This is a genomic window from Bartonella sp. AD328YNZD (genome assembly GCF_042196425.1).
In genome coordinates, this window is the sequence record NZ_JBHIQG010000469.1 from 1 (window position 1) to 1,511 (window position 1,511).

Genomic DNA, 1,511 nt, shown 5'->3' on the forward strand with positions numbered 1-1,511 from the left:
AGTTTGAATGGACATGAAGGCGCATTACTTACAGAAAATGGTGGACGTATTGAAATTACGGATGTTACTCTAACAACAGATGGCAAAGGAGCCGGTGCACTTGCACTTGGTTCTGATAGTATAGTTGAATTAAAAGGCAATACAAAGATTAATAATGTTTTGAACGGTCTTGGAGCATTTGATGGTGGTAAAGTCACCAGCGAAGATTTAACACTCATCGGTTCTGGAGCAAAAGAAGAAAGCACTGGTGTAGGAGTTAACCTGCCTAATAGCAAGATTGAACTAAATGGAAAAATAACCATTGAAAAATTCACCCATGGGCTTGAGGCACGAAATGGTGGACAGATTGATGTCACGGATGTAGCTTTAACAACGAATGACGCGGGAACCGGTGCACTTGCACTTGGTCCCGATAGCAGAATTGAATTGCATGGAACGGCAACGATTAATAATATTTTGAAGGGTCTTAGAGCAATAAATGGTGGCAAAATTACCAGCGAAAATTTAACAGTAGTCGGTGGTAAAGCAATTAATGAAAATCTCAGCAAAATAAGCACTGGTGTACGGACAGAGGATTCTGGTAGTGAAATTCAGTTAACCGGCAAAACAACCATTCAAAATGTCGATGAAGGTTTTTATGCAGACGGTGGAAGTAAAATCATTAGCGGAGATTTAACAATAACCGGTAGTGAATCCGAAGAACCAACCGTTGGTGTAAACATTTGGGATCCCGATAGTATAGTTGAATTCAATGGCAAAACAACCATTCAAAATGTTGATGTTGGTCTTTTTGTCATTGAAGGTAGCACAATTAAAACGAGCAATAGCGCTATTGATACTAATTCTAAAGGTCTAGATACCCAATCCGACACTCCTCAGAATGGGAAGAAAAATAAAATAGAAGCAAAAATGGCTGCGCTGGTTGTAATAAATGGTGGACATATTGATCTGACAGATGTTTCTGCCACAGCAGAAGTTGCCGGTTTACAATTCGCAACTTTCTCCGATGATAATCCAAATAGCTCGCATGATCCACAAAAATATCATAGTAATGAGATCAATCTGACCAATACAGAGCTTCATGCTGAAAATGGCACAGGAATTTTCATTAGAGCTGTTGTTGAAAAAAGCATCGAAGATGCTGCTGCTCCATCAATCGGCACAGTCAATCTTAAAAAATCAGAAGTCCATGCTGACGTATTATTAGGAGATGGTATTTTTTGGGACAAAACGTCATGGAAAGATAAAGATTTGTGGGATGGTAAAGAGGTTAAAGCGATCTCCAACGGCACCTTCACATTAAGCGCTGATCAGTCTACTCTAGAAGGCAGAGCAAATATTGCTAAAGACAGAAATGTACGTTTTGATCTGAAAAACGATACAACATGGACATTGAAAATTAGCAAAAACGAAAAAGATGATGATGGCAATCTGCTTGATATCGCTCAAAGATCTCGTTCTGATGTTTCTGTGCTTAATCTCGATAACAGCTCCATTGTTTTTGAGAAACC

1 pseudogene is annotated in these 1,511 nt (G+C 39.1%); it reads left to right on the top strand.

Annotation, left to right across the window (positions count from 1 at the left end):
- Positions 1-1,511: pseudogene (locus ACFIO3_RS12885) on the top strand (autotransporter outer membrane beta-barrel domain-containing protein); the annotation flags it as partial.